Source organism: Rahnella sp. BCC 1045 (assembly GCF_019049615.1).
Classification (GTDB): Bacteria; Pseudomonadota; Gammaproteobacteria; order Enterobacterales; family Enterobacteriaceae; genus Rahnella; species Rahnella contaminans.
Genome location: NZ_JAFMOZ010000116.1, coordinates 50,291 through 67,098 on the forward strand (window position 1 = coordinate 50,291; position 16,808 = coordinate 67,098).

Annotated in this window: 13 protein-coding genes; 11 read left to right on the forward strand and 2 right to left on the reverse strand. The window is 51.8% G+C overall.

Annotated elements, in window-relative coordinates:
• Nucleotides 1–18 precede the first annotated feature (18 nt).
• The 11 genes from J1782_RS08350 to J1782_RS08400 all read left to right on the forward strand — a co-directional run bounded on the left by J1782_RS08350 (nucleotide 19) and on the right by J1782_RS08400 (nucleotide 14,105).
• A complete protein-coding gene (locus J1782_RS08350) occupies nucleotides 19–888 on the forward strand; it encodes a TIGR03749 family integrating conjugative element protein (protein ID WP_217152904.1) in 870 nt (289 codons plus the stop codon).
• Complete coding sequence (locus J1782_RS08355; RefSeq protein ID WP_217152888.1) at nucleotides 885–2,432, forward strand: TIGR03752 family integrating conjugative element protein; 1,548 nt, start codon at nucleotides 885–887, stop codon at nucleotides 2,430–2,432. Before J1782_RS08350 ends, J1782_RS08355 begins: the two co-directional genes overlap by 4 nt.
• 405 nt (nucleotides 2,433–2,837) lie before the next feature.
• Nucleotides 2,838–3,245 carry a TIGR03751 family conjugal transfer lipoprotein gene (locus J1782_RS08360; protein WP_217152889.1) on the forward strand — a complete coding sequence of 136 codons (408 nt, stop codon included), beginning with the start codon at nucleotides 2,838–2,840 and terminating at the stop codon, nucleotides 3,243–3,245.
• A complete protein-coding gene (locus tag J1782_RS08365; RefSeq protein ID WP_217152890.1) occupies nucleotides 3,245–6,064 on the forward strand; it encodes a conjugative transfer ATPase in 2,820 nt (939 codons plus the stop codon). Before J1782_RS08360 ends, J1782_RS08365 begins: the two co-directional genes overlap by 1 nt.
• The gene (locus J1782_RS08370; protein ID WP_217152891.1) at nucleotides 6,061–6,459 is read left to right on the forward strand and encodes a hypothetical protein; all 399 of its coding nucleotides are present in this window, start codon (nucleotides 6,061–6,063) and stop codon (nucleotides 6,457–6,459) included. Before J1782_RS08365 ends, J1782_RS08370 begins: the two co-directional genes overlap by 4 nt.
• Before the next feature lie 318 nt (nucleotides 6,460–6,777).
• Nucleotides 6,778–9,210 (forward strand): ATP-binding protein, encoded by a 2,433-nt coding sequence (locus J1782_RS08375; protein ID WP_217152892.1) that lies wholly within the window; start codon nucleotides 6,778–6,780, stop codon nucleotides 9,208–9,210.
• 89 nt (nucleotides 9,211–9,299) lie between these two features.
• Nucleotides 9,300–9,716 carry a TIGR03757 family integrating conjugative element protein gene (locus J1782_RS08380; RefSeq protein WP_217152893.1) on the forward strand — a complete coding sequence of 139 codons (417 nt, stop codon included), beginning with the start codon at nucleotides 9,300–9,302 and terminating at the stop codon, nucleotides 9,714–9,716.
• Nucleotides 9,713–10,687, forward strand: coding sequence for a TIGR03756 family integrating conjugative element protein (locus J1782_RS08385; protein ID WP_217152894.1), 975 nt, complete (start codon nucleotides 9,713–9,715; stop codon nucleotides 10,685–10,687). Before J1782_RS08380 ends, J1782_RS08385 begins: the two co-directional genes overlap by 4 nt.
• Nucleotides 10,688–10,754: 67 nt before the next feature.
• Nucleotides 10,755–12,113, forward strand: coding sequence for an integrating conjugative element protein (locus J1782_RS08390; RefSeq protein WP_254302998.1), 1,359 nt, complete (start codon nucleotides 10,755–10,757; stop codon nucleotides 12,111–12,113).
• 99 nt (nucleotides 12,114–12,212) lie between these two features.
• Nucleotides 12,213–12,566 carry a hypothetical protein gene (locus tag J1782_RS08395; protein ID WP_217152896.1) on the forward strand — a complete coding sequence of 118 codons (354 nt, stop codon included), beginning with the start codon at nucleotides 12,213–12,215 and terminating at the stop codon, nucleotides 12,564–12,566.
• Between the two features lie 9 nt (nucleotides 12,567–12,575).
• Entirely contained in the window at nucleotides 12,576–14,105 is a 1,530-nt protein-coding gene (locus J1782_RS08400) for a conjugal transfer protein TraG N-terminal domain-containing protein (protein WP_217152897.1), read from the forward strand.
• 66 nt (nucleotides 14,106–14,171) lie between these two features.
• Here J1782_RS08400 and J1782_RS08405 read toward each other — a convergent pair whose 3' ends face one another.
• Nucleotides 14,172–14,447 (reverse strand): hypothetical protein, encoded by a 276-nt coding sequence (locus tag J1782_RS08405; protein ID WP_217152905.1) that lies wholly within the window; start codon nucleotides 14,445–14,447, stop codon nucleotides 14,172–14,174.
• Between the two features lie 192 nt (nucleotides 14,448–14,639).
• A partial coding sequence (locus J1782_RS08410) for an acyltransferase family protein (protein WP_217152898.1) occupies nucleotides 14,640–16,808 on the reverse strand: 2,169 nt, incomplete at its 5' end.

The following is a 16,808-nucleotide window of genomic DNA, read 5'->3' on the forward strand; positions in this document are numbered from 1 at the left end:
CATCCTATTTTAGCCGCTATGGGGTTGATGTTCGTCATGGGTACCGCTCATGCCATCGAACTGATGAAGTGGGAGCGCATTCCTTTGCAGGTACCCCTTAATGTGGGGCAGGAACGGATAGTATTTGTTGATAAAAATGTGCGTGTTGGTTTTCCTCCGTCACTCAACGGCAAGCTGAGGGTGCAGAGCAGTGGCGGAGCTGTTTATCTCGATGCCAGCGATGTTTTCCCCGTGACGCGCCTGCAGCTGCAAAACAAGGAAAACGGCGAGATCATCTTACTCGACGTCAGCGCCGTGTCAGGTAAAACGACCCGTGAACCGGTTCAGATCGTTTATGAGGGAGAGGTGTCTTCGGCATCGGCCAGTGATAAAACGCAGGTGAGTGGTGTTGGTAACAGCGGTAATTCAGCCACGCCTGAGCAGAGCGATGCAACGGTGGAGCGCCGTAAACCCGTAAAATTAAACGCGCCGTTGCCTGTCGTGTTGACGCGTTATGCTGCTCAAAGCCTGTATGGTCCTCTGCGCACCGTAGAGGCCGTTCCCGGTATCAGCCCCGTTGCTCTGAAATTACCTTCACGGATTACTACTCTTTACCCTTCTGAGTCCGTAACCGTCAGCCCGCTGGCCGCATGGAGCCTTAACGGGTACAGCGTTGTAGCCCTGCAAGTGCGCAATATGTCCGCGTCAAAAGTCATCCTCGATCCCCGCGTACTGGAAGGGCAGTTTGTCTCTGCAACTTTTCAGCACCGCTGGTTAGGAAATGCAGGAACGCCGGAGGATACGACGGTGCTGTACCTTGTTATGGAAGGCCATCCGGAAGGCGCGTTTCTGGATGAACCCGCGGTGCTCAAGACTCACGCCAAAAAACTGCGGAGCCCCCATCAATGAAAATTCACTCCAACAATCTGGTTAAAATTCTTGTGCCTCTGGTTATTTTAGGTGCGGTGTTAATCGCGGTTAAATCTTGTTCGAACGGAAACGATGATAAAAAAGCGCAAACCAAAATTGGCATGGTAGTGCCCGACTTGACGCCTGAGGATATGAAGGCGATGGGTATTGAGGGGGATACGCCTCAGGATACTTTGCGGACCCTGGTGGGGAGTTTGAAAACGGTGACGAAACGACAGAATCAGCTCGATGCTGATAATAAGAGCCTTTCGGACGAAAATAAAAATCTGAAGCAGGACAATCAGAACATCGATGAGCGCATCAATCAGGCCGTTAGCAATGCGCATTCAGTGGCTGACAAAGAGCAAGGTCAACTCAAGAGTCAGGTGCAGGCGTTGACGTCACAGATTAGCGGCCTCATGCAGCAGCTACAGGATAAACGCAGTGGCTCGCCGGAGGGAAGAACAGGAAATTCTTCCACCGTAGGCAGTGATATCCCTGTGGGGTTGGGGCTTGATGGTGGAGGGGGCGGTAGCACCTCTCCGTCTACAGGGAGCGATGGTTTGCAGTGGGTTGAGCCTAAAGACGGCGTAGCCGTTGATGCCAGTGGTAAACCCGTCGGTGAGGGGAATAACAACACTCCGAGTGGGTTTTCTTTTGCGACGTCATTTTTAGATGATAACGCGATTACCCGCCAGAAAGCCGATCTGGCGAATAAAACCAACGCGGGTAAAACGCTTAGCGGTAACAGTGCTGAAGCAGGCCCCGTTGACCCTGTCTATACCCTGCCGGAAAACTCGACGTTAATCGGTAGCCGGGCGATGACTGCATTGTTAGGCCGTGTCCCTATCGATGGTAAAGTGACCGATCCATATCCTTTCAAGGTCCTGATAGGTAAAGATAACCTGACTGCTAACGGCATTGATCTGCCTGATGTGCAGGGGGCCATTGTATCTGGTACTGCCACAGGTGACTGGACGTTGTCTTGTGTGCGCGGCTCTGTCACCAGTATTACGTTCGTGTTTTCTGACGGTACGGTACGCACCCTGCCACGGCCTGCCGGGCAGACAGAAGGTCAAAGTAACGCTCAGGGGGGGAGTCAGAACGGCAACAGTAGCAACAACGCCGGCGGCATTGGCTGGCTGTCTGATGAAAACGGTATCCCCTGTCTCTCCGGTGAGCGCAAATCTAACGCATCAACTTACCTGCCTACGCTCTTTGCTCTCTCGGCAGGCAGTGCCGCTGGCGACGCGCTGGCCCAAAACCAAAATACTGCGCAGACCAATGCCTATGGCGGGGTGACGTCATCGCTAACAGGCGATGCCGGGCAGGCTGTGGTGGGAAAAGCGCTCGCTGGCGGTATGCAGGAGACCGCAGAGTGGGTGAAAGCCCGCTACGGACAGACCTTTGATGCCATTTATGTGCCCCCGGGGGCGAGGGTGGCTATCCATATCACGCAGCAGCTGGCCATTGATTATGAAGAGAAGGGGCGGAAAGTGAAATATGACTTCAGTCTTAATCAGGCTGGCACGGGGTTGGACTAAATGGGCAGCCATGTAGCCGGTTCTGAGGCATCTCTGGCTTTGTTCTTGTCACTTGTTACCGGTCAGGCGACGCCCTGGCTGTTGGTTTGCCGTTCGCCGTCAAGGGCAGCTCAAGACATGGAGCAGTTAAGTACCACGTTGTTTTCAACCGTACTTCAACCCATGTGGTGGTGCTGTCGCGGGCCACTCCAGGTGAAGCCTTTGCATAAAAATTCGCTCTGCTGGATGGCCCAGCTTACCCAGGACCCGACACCTGCGGCCGGAATATTGTGGCTGCAGGCGGTGAAGTCGCGGTTAGTAACTGAGAGAGACGCGTTACTACGACCGGAGATAGACAACTTTTTGCTGCGCTGCTTTCGGGATTTTGCCCGTGCCGATGCGCTCTTTAAGAAAGGTGGATAAACCATGAGAGTTAAAATTTTGCCCCCGCTCATTGCAGGTGCGGTCATGCTGTTAGCGGGGTGCAGTACCAGTAAAGATGCGATGCTTCCTCCCGGTGACAGCAACATGCTGGAGCTGTGGAATGACGGCGCATCAACAACACATGCCACTACTGAAGGGCGGGCAACTTTACGTCGTGGGCTAAACGACAGTGAGCACAGCGTATCAACGTCGGTGAGCGAAAGTTACAGCCGTACGCAGGAAAATGAGATTCAACAAACATTCCCGCGGTTACCCAACCCTGACATGGTGATGTATGTCTACCCCCATATTGCAGATGGTAATGCCCCGATCCCTGGCTACAGCACGGTATTTCCCTTCTACAGTCAAATCCAGTATGCCCTGCCGGGCGAACGCACAGGAGAGCTGTAATGTTTTCATTGTTTCGCCGCCACAACGGCCCGTCGGATGCACATCTCGCCGGTGATGGTCCTTTTGCTGTAGAAGGGCATGAGCCCTTTAGCCGTGAAGGGCGCTTAACGCACCATGATGAAGCCAAAGCCTATGGTTTGCAGCCTTCTATTATAGATTACATGCCCTGGGGGGAATATCTGACCGAGGGGCGCTGTCTGTTGCTGGATGATGGCGTCTCTGTTGGGGCCGTATTTGAAGTGATACCTGTAGGCACGGAAGGTCGTCCGGCTGAACGTCTGGAAGAAATCAGAGACGTCGTCGAGGATGCTTTGCAAGACAGTTTACCGGAGCTTGATGGTAACCAGTGGGTGATACAGTTTTATTGTCAGGATGATACTGACATCACGTCGTATATGGATAAACTTCGGGGGTATGTTAAACCCTGGGCTCAGGGCACCAAATTTACTCAGGCCTGGTTGGCAGAAACTGAAAGACACATGAAGAATATTGCCGTGGAGAAAGGGCTCTTCGAAGACAAAATAGTCACAGGTGCGCCCTGGCGTGGTCAGACCCGACGTACGCGAATGATTATTTATCGCTACGTCGAAAAGAATGCTCGCGACCCTTTGCCGCCGGCCGTCATGTTAAACCAAGTTTGTGATCGCCTTACGTCAGCTCTGGCCGGTGGAGGAATACGCTGCGAACGGCAAAACGGTGAGCAGATCCACAGCTGGTTGCTTCGATGGTTTAACCCCAACCCGCAATGGGTTGCCCCTCAGGTGCTTTACCGTGCGGCCCGCCATGAAGATGGTGAGGCGAACAGCCTGCCTATTCTCAACGATTTTAGTGAAACCTTGTGGTTTACGCGACCGCGAAGCGATGCCGAACGGGGAGTGTGGTGGTTTGATGATGTTGCGCATAAGGCGGTGCCGGTTGAGCGATTACGCCGTGCTCCACAAACGGGTCATCTGACCGGAGAAGTCCGGCGGGGTGAGAATATTAACACCCTGATGGATTTAATGCCTGAAGGCACCCTGATTGCTATGACCCTGATTGTCCAGCCTCAGGATGTGCTCGAGGAGGAGTTTAACCGCCTCGGCCGTAATGCTATGGGGGAAAATATTGAGTCTACCCGTGCCCGCGAAGACGCTAAAAAAGCACGTGAGTATCTTGGGGAGCGGCATAAGTTGTACCGTTCGTCCCTGACATTTCTTATCCGCGCATCGGATCTGGATACGCTCGATAAGCGTTATCTCGATATTAGTGCCAAATTGCTGAATGCTGGCTTGCAGCCAGTGAACCCGGAGCATGATGTGGCTCCGCTGAATGGCTATTTGCGTGCAATGCCGATGTGTTTTAACCCGGCGGTGGATAAAAATCACTGGTACAGCCGGCTGACATTTGTTCAGCATTTTGCCTGCCTGTTACCGGTGTTTGGCCGAGATACCGGTACCGGTAACCCGGGTTTTTCCTTCTTCAACCGCGGCGGTGCTCCGCTGACCTTTGATCCGATGAACAAAGATGACCGCACGCAGAACGCGCATCTGTTGCTGTTCGGCCCAACCGGCTCAGGTAAGTCGGCCACGCTCTGCGCCGCGCTGTCTCAGTTAATGGCTGTACATCGTTCCCGGTTATTCCTGCTGGAGGCGGGTAACTCATTTGGGCTGTTTGCAGATTACTGCGAATCTCTGGGGCTGACCGTCAATAAGATCAGCGTGAAGCCGGGTAAAGGTGTCTCGCTTGCTCCTTTTGCGGACGCCCATCTGCTGCTGCAGGTCTCACCTGATGAGCTTGTCATCGATGAGTCAGCCCTGCCCGAGCTTGATGCCGGCACCGGCGATGACGAAGACGATGAAAAACGTGACATTCTGGGGGAAATGGAAATTGCGGCGCGCCTGATGGTGACCGGCGGGGAAGCGGCAGAAGAAGCCCGCATGACGCGAGCCGATCGCGGGATGCTGCGTGAGGCCATCCTCGCGGCGGCGCGCACATCCTTTAATGAGAGCCGGCAAATGTTGCCTGAGGATCTGATGCACTCACTGGAAAATATCGCACGCGATAGCTCCAAAGATGCCGACGGTCGTGAACGCAGAACGGCCAGCCGGCGTGCGCGCGCCGAAGAAATGTCAGAGGCGCTGCGCATGTTCACCGAAGGCTTTGAGGGAGAACTGTTTAACCGGCCTGGTACGCCGTGGCCGGAGGCGGACGTCACGCTGATTGACCTGGGAACGCTGGCCCGCGAAGGCTATGAGGCGCAGATGGCGGTGGCGGTCATCGCTCTGGTCAACACGGTGAACAACATTGCCGAACGTGACCAGTATAAAGCTCGGGAGATCAATATGGTTATCGATGAGGCCCATATCGTGACCACGAACCCGCTGCTGTCGCCTTACATGACCAAGGTGGTAAAAATGTGGCGTAAGCTCGGCGCCTGGTTGTGGCTGGCTACCCAGAACCTCGCGGACTACCCGGACACGGCGGAAAAAATGCTGAACATGGCCGAGTGGTGGCTGTGCCTGACCATGCCGCCGGATGAAGTTGAGCAAATTTCCCGTTTTAAAAAGCTCACGGTTGAGCAAAAAGCCATGCTGCTGTCAGCAACCAAGCTCCCGAGGTGCTATACCGAAGGTGTGGTGCTGGCCGAAAGGGTGGAGGCATTGTTCCGGGCAGTCCCGCCCAGTCTGTACCTGGCACTTGGAATGACTGAGAAAGAAGAGAAAGCCGAGCGGCGGGCGCTGATGACGGAATTTAACTGTACTGAACTGGATGCGGCCTACCGCGTTGCCCGTAAACAGGACATGGCCCGGGGAATACTCACTGAAACGAGGGGCACATGAGAAGAATGGGAATGGCACAACCTGCGGTGGTTAACGATAATGAAGTGAGTCTTGCGGTGATGTTTGATGTGTCACCGCAGGGGGAGGCCCGTATAGGTCTGACAGATCACGGCCAACTGATGTCGCTGTGTGACCATATCCGTAAGCGTCTGCAGTCGCCGGCGCTTCTCTCGATGCGGCCGCACAGGGTGGGCTCGCTCAACTGTGTCTCCGTGCACCTTAAAGATAACGCAGGGGCTACGTTAGATTTGTTGATCACCATTACGGGTAACACCGTCTGGCCAGATGGTAATGAGTATGCGCGGGGAGCGCGATGGTATATCAATGTGGCGGATGCCACTGACATGATGTGGCTGCTGAAATCGCTGAATGCGGTGCCGGTCAAAGAGGGATAAAAGAGTGAACTGGCGACGGCTGCTCAAATCCTTTGGGCAGACGACGTCAGTTGAACAAGCCGCAGGCGCGTTAGGGGAATTTGAGTGAAAACGGCGGTACGGGCAGTATGTAACGGTAAGCAGGGTAGCTTTTTATATTCCATAATTGCCCGTACGACCTGAATGAAGCTTGGCGCAATTCATTGTATTAGCGAAGTGATTTTTAACCTGCTAGCCCCTGTGCTGACAATAAACTTATTTCCCGCACATTGAGTTCTCCCTTTTGTTGCCGTGGCCAGTCCTGAAAATAGGGCTGATTTCAACCATGGAGATTTTCTGATGCAACTTCCCTTCGAACTCGACCCGCAAATTATCCACCACATTATTTACAGTCAGGCGGGCTCTATTGGCAAAGCGCTTATTGAACTGCTGATGAACAGCGTCGATGCCCGGGCGACATCTGTTCACCTTCATCTCTCACGGGAGGGCTTTACCTGCAGAGATAACGGACAAGGTTTTGCTTCACGCGATGATGTCATCAATTACTTTGGCCGGTTTGGTACCCCTCACCAGGAAGGCGATGCGACCTACGGGCGGTTTCGCCTGGGACGTGGGCAGATTATGGCACACGCCCGGACGCACTGGCGGTCGGTGAACTGGCAGATGCAGGTTGATACCCGTGAGATGGGCTATAGCTATGAGCTCAACGTTCTGGTTCCTCCCTGCACAGGATGTGTGATTAGTGGAGAATGGTACGAGCCTCTGAGTGATGCGGAACTGATGTCCGCCATTCAGGAACTTCGCGACCTGGTGCGTTACACCCCGGTCAGTGTGACCCTGAATGAACGAGTTATCACCCGCAAGCCAGCATCTGAAAAATGGGATGCTGAAGATGACTTTGCCTGGTATCGCCTTCGTGAGGACGGGGCAGTTTCCATCTACAATCAGGGCGTGCTGGTTCGTCACGACCCGGGCCATATGTGGGGAGTCGGGGGATTAATCGTCAGTAAGCAGGCTATTGCCCTTAACGTGTCCCGCACGGAAATTTTGCGAAAAACGTGCCCTGTCTGGGGCGGCATTTCAGCCCACTTTGGCAAACTGGCCACTTCTATGACGGGCAAAACAGGCGAACATCGCAAAACAGAGTCGCGCCGGGAAAAAACGGCGCGGGCGTTACTGGCGGGTGAGGGGGATCTGGTTGAACTTTACTCCCGGGAGGAGGTTATCACGCTCTTGCCGGGTAAGAAGCACGTCACGCTGGGGGAGTTTCTTCAGCATTGCCGCCGTTTCACGGCGGGCGGTTACGAGGGGTGTTACACCTTGGCAGACGGCGTTAATGACGTCCCCCGTGGCGAACTTCTCGCCGGTGCCGGTATTGCCGTTGTTGTTCATCCACTGACCCTTACACGTTTTGGGTGCTACAGCGTGGCAGAGTTTAACGAGAGCCTGGTACGTATTCATGAAAACCTGCGGGCTTTTGATCCCAACTGTTGGTACAGCTCCCGGGCATTCGAGCCTGCGGTGATAGATTTCGATGTTCTCAGCGACGCCTTTGTGGAACGAACCGAGATTGTGTCTGAAAAGCACACCCTCGATGCTGAAACCCGGCGAGCCTGGGTGGCATTGCGCTGGTGTCTGCATCAGTATGCCCGGCGTTGCACCGGCGGCCGGGAAGGTTATGCCGGGTCTGCGCGTGGGGGTAAACAATTCAATGTCTTGCTGGGGACTTCCACGTCTGCAGAAGCCTGGACTGATGGGCAAACGTATATCGCGTGTAATGTGGCTGTTGTCCGCCGTCTGCGCACGGATCCTTTGCGCACCGCGGGCTATATCTTCAGCCTGATTGAACATGAAATGGCACATGAAGGGGATAGCCTGGACTGCGGGCACGATGAAGCTTTTTATCAGCGTTTTCATGATATCAGTATCAGCATGGCTGACGTTCGCCAGCGCTACATCCATATCTGGATGATGAAATATACGACGAGCCTTGAAAAGGAAGGGAAAAAAGCGGCAGGAAAAGCCTGGCAGGCGCGTTATCTCAGCGACCGGCTTGGCAATGGCCGGGAGAAACGGGGGTTACCCCGAATGATCGAGGATGTAGAGCTGTTTGGGGATATTCAGGCCGATGTCCCTCAGGAAAATCTTTTGCTGATCGCACGTCTGAATGCCGAACTTCAGCGTACCCACGATCCCCGTCCTGACCCTGACTGGGACAGCGTAAAACTCCAGGGTATCCTCACTATGCTTAAAAATGAGGAAGCAGCACACACGAAAAAACGTGCCATAGGGTGGATATTGGATTTCGACGATGCTGACGATGAAAGCGATCCCGAATGGCCTGAATCACTGCAGGACCGGGAGGATGATGAGGCGAGCTTCCGGGCTCATTTAGTTTTCGAGGGGCAAGAGAAAGACCGCATGGCCTTGTTGCTCAACATTGATCGTGACCTTCTTACCGAGCGTATTTTTTATTTCCTGTGGACCGAGACCGAGAGTGACGATGATCTGATTGCCGCCTGGAATAATAAACGCTGGGAACATGGCTATGAGGCTGACGATTGCGATATGTCCTGCTCAGGCGACAGCCTCTGGGAGGACGAAATGCAGAATAAACTGCCAAAGGATTGGGAACCGTACGTGCGCCCGGGAGAAACGCGCTGGATGATTGAGCGCAATGCGGTGGCGGCGGGTTTTACGGAATATTTCCATGCCGAATTGAATTATCTGAAGTGGCGTGCGGAGCAGGAGGCTGACGAACAGGCCGGATAAATTTTCGCAGTCAGATATTGAGTTGTTTACTGACGTGACCAGCACATCGACGCACCTTAGGCGGGTTATCCGCTTAAGGAGTGTTCAGTATGAAAAAATTCATCAGCTGTTTGCCGGCACTGTGCCTGTCAGCCAGTGTCTGTGCCAGCACCGTCATTTACACCGACAATTCGCACCCCGTTAGTTCCCCTTCCCCCGATATCCCGGTCGTGTATCTCGATGCGCCCGAGCGTATGCAAAAAGATATCTTTGGCGACCTCCCTGCTAATCCCGCGCTGGCTGAAAAACAGGCCCGGGATGTGCTGAGTTCGCCTGCTTTCACCGCGCAACAACAGCAACTTGCCAGTGCCTATCAGGGGGTGATGAAAGCCTGGTCATTGGGTCTGACCAAATACCCGGCGGTCGTGTTTGACGACAAATGGGTAGTTTATGGCACTACCGACGTCAGCGTGGCCGTCAAACTGGCCATGCAGCATTCTTCCGACGGGCGAGGGACACAGCAATGATATTTTCCTCGCCCCGTTCGCGCCGGCTGCTGCTGGCTGCCTTGTTGACCGGCAGCGGGATTTGTGTTGCCAGCGTGAATACCGCCAGCCTGATTTCCAGCGCGGCCAGCGTCTCCTGTATTGGCTGGAAGGTGAAAGGGATCTGCTACTGGCTGTTGTGCACGCCATTTGGCTGTTCCGTCAAAACGTCCGTGAAGGTGGAACATTTTATTCCGGAGGCCGTGGTGTCTGCGTATTCCGGTCCGGGAGATAACCCCTGGACTGAGATGTCAGCTGTCAGCGGTGCGGCCGGCAGTGGAGAAAGTAGCATCATCGGTTCGCTAAGTGGTGTGAGTGCTGGCGGTGGTCAGCAGGAAATGAAAGCTCCCGGTTTGCGTAAACAAAACCTCCATTTCCAGTATGCCGATGCTTATGGCCATCCGGCAACTGCGCTTATCGGGGGACAGATTGACGGCTATTCGTGTAAGTCTGCCGCTACGCCTTTTGTTCCCTATTTTGTCAGCGCACTGGATGCACTTGCCTGGCGAAGCGGCTTGCCGGAGGCGTTGTACCCAGAAGCACTCATCCCGGGTGAACGCGAACTGGGAAGCCAATCAGACGCCAATATGTGGGGCAATATTTATCCACGAAGCGGTTTCGTCACCCAAGAGGATGGGTATAAGTCCGCGGCGGTTGTCGTTCAGCGTGTTGCAGATGTCATCACACGTACTGGTCAACTCCATGTATATCAGCCTCTCGTTGGCCAGAGTTCCCCCGGTTACTGGCCTCCAGATCCGGTGAAGGAAAATACCGGCACCCAGAACCATAAATGGCAACGCCTTTCACCGCAGCTTTCAACCACCTGCGCGGTATTTCCTGATACCGGCGGGGTGGTTGCAGAGGATGGTAACTATGCCTGGGCACTCTGGCAACCCTATAGCTGCTGCAAACGACGTGGGCAAACCTTCCTTTCAAGCACCGATTTTTCGTAAAGGGATCATCATGGAAATAGTTCATAAATTCGTAGTTTTGTCACTAGTAACTTCCTTCTTTCTGGTCATGGGGAGCCCTGCTAAGGCGGATGTAACGGCTTCCTCGAGTGGCGTAACCGCGAATGGCGCAATCAGTGATGGTTTGCTGTATTCGATAGGTGGCGGTTCGGTGGTGTCACCCTCCGCTTCCCGTAACAGTATGACCCGGCTGGGCGTGAGCGGCGGGCTCAGCAGCGATCTGATGTGTGGCAACTTCGATCTGAAAACCACGGTGGGCAATCAGCTCAACGGCGTGACCAGCGGATTCAAAGATTTGATGGGCACGGTGATACAGGGGGCGACAGGCGCGGTGTCCAGCATGCCTGCGATGGTGATACAGCGGGCGAATCCAGGTTTGTATGAAATGCTAACTAATGGCGTTTTGCAGGCCGGACTGAGCTTTGATAAAGCGAAACTTAACTGCCAAAACTTAGCCAATAAAATGGCGGACTACACCATGGGCAGCAAGTGGACTCAGGCAGCCGTAACGGAGGAATACAAAGATGTTGTTGCGGCCAGCGATGGTGATGCCGTCAGTGGCGATCAACAGCTTCAAAAAGCCACCGGCGAAGGCGGGACAACGTGGATTGGTGGCGAAAAGCGCGGTGGGAAAGATCAGCAAGCCATTAAACCCACGCACGACCTGGCAAAGGCCGGTTACAACATGATGAATAATCTGCCGGTGACCAGCAACAGCACAGTGGACACGGCAAGTTGTAACGGGCAGGTGTGTCACCGTTATGCAAACTCGGAAGATGCGGCGGCTGCCGTGGTGAAAGTTCTGGGGGACAAATCCATCCGGACATGCCGCGAACAAAGCAATTGCAGCAGCGGAGGCGATGACAATACAGCCGGAAGTACAGTTGCCGGAACAGGTTTTACGCCGATGTTAGAAGATGCCACTCAGGAAAATCTCGATGAGCTGAATAAATTGGTTGGGGGAACGGATACCCCTACCAGTGACAACCTGGGAAAACTGAAGACCGGAAGTCTTGTCGTCACACGCGGAGTAATACAGTCGCTGAAGGATGACCCCGATAATGCCGCGCTGGTACAGCGCCTCGCCGGAGAGCTGGCGATGTCCGACACGGTAGAGCAGGCACTGGTTATGCGACGCATGTTGGTGACTGGTCAGTCCGAACCTAATGCGGCTGCACAGCAGGAAGCATTGGCGGAGGGAGACCGTCGTATCGACGCTCTTGATCGTGAACTGGCTGCACTGAGCAACGAGATGGCGCTGCGTAAAGCCATCAGCAATAACAGCTTACTGACGACGCTCGATCGTCAGGGGGCACGTAACCAGGACAGCAAACTGCAGCAACACGGCGGTAGCCAGGATCAGGGGTTTAGCGGTATGGGACAGACCTCTGCGGCTTCCAATGAATAAGATTGCTATCCACGAAACCCAGGCCGTTCACGCCAGGTATGGCGTGTTTACCCAGCTGTTTATCGAGACATTCGCGACATCAAGCCTGAGAGGGCAATTATGAATATGCACACTACACAAAAATTGCAGCGCCGTTTTGGACGGACGCTAAAAGTGGCACTGGTACTGCTTCTGATCGTTGCCATGACGGTAGGTCTTTTTCTGTTGGCTTCCGTCTTGTTTGAATTCGACCCCGATGGCCAGAAAGTGCGAGGCTGGCTTAACGCCAACCGTTATGGATTATTTACCTGGCGATTGACTCTCTACGCCCTGATAGGTTGGGGATGGTTTTTCGTTGTCCGTCCGCAAGCGACTGTGAAGATGCCAGGTATTTCAATTCAGCGTCTGGAGTGGATTACCGTGGGATTTATTGTGATCCTCGAACTCGCCGCCTGGCGTTCCGTAATAGCATAAGGGGGCATCATGACGGCGAATAGTTTTCTGGAGTACTTTCTGGTGTTGTTCGGGTGGATGCTCAACAACGCCATGTGGAGCATTCTTCTTAGTACTGGGTTATTTGCGTTGCCCATTGTTTTCAAAATCCTGGGTATCTGGTTGAAGGTGAGGGAGGAAGGGGCGGATGAGGGGAATCAAGGCGTTTTGGCATTACCGCGGATTGAGCATGCCATCTATGTCTCCTTCTGTGTGATGCTCTTCTGCTGCATTCCTTTACTGCCAGTCGATATCAGCACCATTAAATTTGATACGTCGAGGTCGACGCAGTGCGGGGTAAGCGTGCCCACGCCCCAGAATTCGGGTTATAAAGGCCTGGTCAATGATTTTGACGGCAAGACTGCCGAGGTGCCCGTGTGGTGGTATCTCTTACACATGATTTCTAAAGGCGTCACTCAGGCAATGATTGCCTCTATCCCCTGCGGTGACCAACTGCGTCAAATGCGGTTCGATGTACAAAATACCAAAATTCGGGATCCGATAGTGCTTCAGGAAGTGCAGGACTTTGCCGACCAATGCTATTCCCGGTCGTATTTTAAGTTGAAGAACACGAACAGCCAGCTTAGCGACGCCACGATCAACTCAGTGGGATGGATTGGGAGCAGCTATTTTATTAATACCAGTGGTTACTATGATTATTACACGTCGATGACCCCCCGCTCGCAGTGGCCGTATGACAAGGTCCGGGACAATGGCTATCCCGATGTAGGCAAAGGCGGTTATCCAACGTGTAAAGAATGGTGGACTGACAGTACTAATGGTCTGCAAACCCGTGTACTGGCTAACATTGATGATGCGACGAAAGCTGAGTTACAGCGAAAATTTACGACTGCTCAGTGGCAAGAGATGGCGTTGCGATGGTTAGTGAGTCCGCGAAACGTAGGGCTTTCAGGTAGCGGGGAAACCTATGCTACTGGCAGCAGCGATATGGGGTCGGGTCTGGGATTTAACGTGACCCGCCTTATTTCGACGATTGGTGTGGGGATGAAGCAGGCGGAAGCCTTACCCGGTTTTGATGCCCTGAAGCAGGCGTTGCCAATGATCCAGGCGTTGCTGGAGATGATGATTATCATCGTCATCCCGGTGTTAATGATGTTCAGCGCCTATGAACCGAAGACAATAGTGACCATTTCGTTTGCGTTGTTTGCATTAGCATTTATCAGCTTTTGGTGGGAACTGGCAGGTTGGCTCGATGACAGAATGATTACTATTTTGTATGACAGCATGTCAGCGCAGGGTATTTCGAATAGTAGTGTGCCTTTTGCAGAATTTACCAGCTCAACAGCCGATGGCTGGATCATGAACCTGGTGTTGGGAAGTATGTATGTTGTATTTCCAATGTTCTGGGTAGGAATGCTTGGCTGGATTGGTGCAAATGTAGGTGGAGCAATGGGAAGCTTAATGGAAAAGGCTACATTATCTTCACTCGAGGCTGGTGAACAAGGAGGGAAATTGGCTAAAGATGTCGCAATAAAAGCGGGCTCTAGTGGTTTAAAATAACTAAATCATCACGAAAAAACTAACGATGACAAATTATTAGTAAAATTTTAAGCCAGTCATCGTTAGTTAATCATCGTATTTGTTCGTTTCGATATAATTTCCACGTTTCCAGACCCTATTAGCACGCTCTTTTTGTTCATTTTCTAGACGGTTCGCATTGTTACGATTATTCAATGTACTAACAGTAAGTACTGCTGCCCCTAAACAACCAATAGCAACATCAACTGAACCTAAAAGTACATTGCGTCCTAGCTCTCTGTAATCAGCTTTCTTCATCTTGAATTTAGACGGTTTCCTGGAGCAGATTTCTTCCAGATCTTTCTGATCAAAACCTTGCGACATAATGTCCATCACCCTTTGGTTATAAATCACTCATCCAAAAATATCATGACAAGCAAATAGACTCAAGTTACGACGTTATCATTATCTGTGTACCTGTGTCGCCATGGCAGCTGGATTAAACGAATAGGGATGCAAAGAAACAGGTAGCTGGCTAACAGGATCGAAAAGGGCCTCTGAAAGGCCCTTTATTTATTACTTCAGCGGATTTCCAAACTGTTGGAGATATTCCTGGCCAAATTGGTAAGCTGCAAAATCATTCAGGTGGCCAATGTCACGATAGATTGGAGTTTTGTCCAAAGCAGTAACGCAAAAATTGTTTTCGCACTGCACTTTTTTTGGGTCTATCACGATAAGGGTTGGATACTCTTTCTGCAGTTGAGCGAACAGCGGCAGCATCCATTCATTTTCTTGGCTCTGTGGATTCTGATTATCGCATTCTTTTTGACTATAAGGTTTCCTGAAGATCACATGGTGCCGGATGCATTTCTGATAATTAATGGGCATAGGTGCTATGGTGCGTATGATCACCGGGCGGGCTCCTGATGCCACGATCATATTTAATGACAGTCGTATGGCTCGGTTGATTCGTTCTTTAGTCAGCGCATCAGAGCGTTCATCACCTGGTTGATTAATGACGTGAGGGCCGCCCACGTACCATTCCCAAACTTGCCCCAGAATGACGTAGTTATAGTGATTCTTAGCGATCAGCTCATAATACCTGGCTGTGTTTTCATGGCACTTATCAAAAGTTTGGTTGTGAAACGACCACCAGTCAAAGAGATAAGTATCAGGCAACGCTAAACACAACGCTGCACTCAGCGCGGTCATGCGGATATGACCGTCCTGAGCGAACACATCGAAGAAGCCCCAGAAATGGTTTGAATGAGAATCGCCAATCAGAAGTGCTTTTTTCTGCCCATTAAGATCCCCGAACGTACATTTTTCCGCATTCTGAGAACCATCAAGACAGTCTGGCCGACTTCCTGCAAGGGTTAAACCTGCATTAATATTCTGAGACACACGAACGTATTCCGAACCGAATCGTGCGGGAATACCTCCACGGTGCTCAGCATATGTTAACTCTGTGCAGAAGATCACTATCGGGGCGATGATCAGCAGGGGGACAGTGTATTTGAGGGGTTTGCGATACCGCCTGCACGGCTGTTCAACGAGATAATAACTAATCAGCGAAATCAGGACGGTCAGAAAAAGGCACAAAAAAAGAGTGGTACCCGTTAAATCGTAGCCCAAGTATCGCGTAATGGCGAGAATGGGCCAGTGCCAGAGATATAATGAATAGGATATTCTGCCAGTGAATGCGATGGGTGGGAGACCAAGAATTCGTGATGTGATGCCTTTTCCATATGAACCGGCAAACATGATTATAGCGGAAGAGCAAACGACCAGAAGCGCGTAGAGATTTGGATAGAACCCCATAATGTCAGGGTGAACAGCGATCCAAAGCAATACTGCAAGCGATAAAATTCCGGCAACATGTGAAAGTGATGAAGGAATATAGTGAACGTATCGTGTCAGAAAAAACGCTCCTCCCCCCACCATAAATTCGAAGATACGTGTAATGAGCGAGTAATATGTATTACCGCCTTTGTTGGCTAAAATCAATGCCAGCACAGTTGCCAGTGGTGTGGTTATAAACCACACCATTGAAAGCATTTTTGCTGGATTAGTAATGATTGATTGCAACCGCTTAAGTCGTGAAATGGCACCCGTCAATAAAATACCCAGCGGGAGGAAAAGGTACCATTGCCATTCGATCGAAAGGGACCAGGTATGTAAAAGCGGGAAAATATCGGCTTCAGGTGATGCATATGTCGCGCTTTGCCGTGCAAAAAACTGGTTTGACAGAAATAAAGCGTTATATTTTCCGCTACGCAAGTAAGCCAGGAAATCGTCAGGCAGATAGAAATAGAATGTTGCTATGAGTGTCGTCAGTGACATCGCGATAAAAGCCGGCTGTATTCTCCACAACCGGTGAATGAAAAAATCCGACAAGCTGAAATTATTTTTCTCATATTGCTTAATGACAATTCCGGTTATGAGAAATCCTGAAATCGCAAAGAAAATATCTACCCCGATAAAACCAGAAGGCACTTGTGAAATTCCGGCATGAAAGAGTATGACAAGTACAACTGCAAATGCTCTGAGGCCATCAATGTCATTACGGTAGGCTTCTGATGAACTGTTATTTGACATAAGTTGAATTGTGTAATGTGTTTGAAAGAAAATAGTATATTGTTTGTAAGGAGTGTTTGGTAGTGGTTTGTTTTTACTTGTTTGGATGGTGTATTTCACATGGGGTAGGTTATAAAATGTACGATGCACGGTTTGGCTGTAATTATT

What these genes read in the sequence shown, in the direction of transcription:
- J1782_RS08390 (WP_254302998.1), top strand. Translation starts at nt 10,755, where the DNA reads ATGGGGAGCCCTGCTAAGGCGGATGTAACGGCTTCCTCGAGTGGCGTA.
- J1782_RS08405 (WP_217152905.1), bottom strand. Translation starts at nt 14,447, where the DNA reads ATGTCGCAAGGTTTTGATCAGAAAGATCTGGAAGAAATCTGCTCCAGG.
- J1782_RS08350 (WP_217152904.1), top strand. Translation starts at nt 19, where the DNA reads ATGGGGTTGATGTTCGTCATGGGTACCGCTCATGCCATCGAACTGATG.
- J1782_RS08375 (WP_217152892.1), top strand. Translation starts at nt 6,778, where the DNA reads ATGCAACTTCCCTTCGAACTCGACCCGCAAATTATCCACCACATTATT.
- J1782_RS08385 (WP_217152894.1), top strand. Translation starts at nt 9,713, where the DNA reads ATGATATTTTCCTCGCCCCGTTCGCGCCGGCTGCTGCTGGCTGCCTTG.
- J1782_RS08365 (WP_217152890.1), top strand. Translation starts at nt 3,245, where the DNA reads ATGTTTTCATTGTTTCGCCGCCACAACGGCCCGTCGGATGCACATCTC.
- J1782_RS08380 (WP_217152893.1), top strand. Translation starts at nt 9,300, where the DNA reads ATGAAAAAATTCATCAGCTGTTTGCCGGCACTGTGCCTGTCAGCCAGT.
- J1782_RS08370 (WP_217152891.1), top strand. Translation starts at nt 6,061, where the DNA reads ATGAGAAGAATGGGAATGGCACAACCTGCGGTGGTTAACGATAATGAA.
- J1782_RS08395 (WP_217152896.1), top strand. Translation starts at nt 12,213, where the DNA reads ATGAATATGCACACTACACAAAAATTGCAGCGCCGTTTTGGACGGACG.
- J1782_RS08355 (WP_217152888.1), top strand. Translation starts at nt 885, where the DNA reads ATGAAAATTCACTCCAACAATCTGGTTAAAATTCTTGTGCCTCTGGTT.
- J1782_RS08400 (WP_217152897.1), top strand. Translation starts at nt 12,576, where the DNA reads ATGACGGCGAATAGTTTTCTGGAGTACTTTCTGGTGTTGTTCGGGTGG.
- J1782_RS08360 (WP_217152889.1), top strand. Translation starts at nt 2,838, where the DNA reads ATGAGAGTTAAAATTTTGCCCCCGCTCATTGCAGGTGCGGTCATGCTG.